We start from the raw sequence: 502 nt of genomic DNA on the forward strand, positions 1-502 counted from the left end.
GCCATCAGCATGGCGCGCTGGACGATGCGGTCTGTCAGGGTCGGTATACCCAGCGGTCGTAGCTTGCCATTGGCTTTCGGGATATAGATCCGCTTGACCGGCTTCGGGCAATAGCTACCCTTTAGCAGGTCAGTCCGCAGGCCGACCAGATGGTGATCCAACTCGGCCTGCATCCGTTGCTTGTCTATTCCGTCTATGCCCGGGGTCCGGGCGCCGCTTGACGCCAGAACAATCCGTGCCGCTTCGGCAAGCCATTCCCGATCGGCAATGAGCCGAAGGAGACGATCGAACCGCCGGTCCGGATCGGCCTCGGCCCATGTTGCGAGCTTGTGCTGCATTTCGCTGATTATCAAAGGTCTTCACCTCATGTGGTCAGGTAATTTGCACTCCAAGCAGATTGAACTGTTCCCCTTCGCCATGTGGCAGGCTTTCCCCACCGCGGACTACTACGGGAACTCCGCCGACATGATGGACATCAGGGTCAACTCCCTTGTGACGCAGA

Annotated in this window: 1 pseudogene; it reads right to left on the reverse strand. The window is 58.8% G+C overall.

Going from position 1 to position 502, the window contains the following annotated elements:
• Positions 1–353, reverse strand: a pseudogene (locus tag Q0835_RS30100) (group II intron reverse transcriptase/maturase); the annotation flags it as partial.
• Positions 354–502: the final 149 nt, after the last annotated feature.

It is taken from the genome of uncultured Roseibium sp. (assembly GCF_947499295.1).
Lineage (GTDB): Bacteria > Pseudomonadota > Alphaproteobacteria > Rhizobiales > Stappiaceae > Roseibium.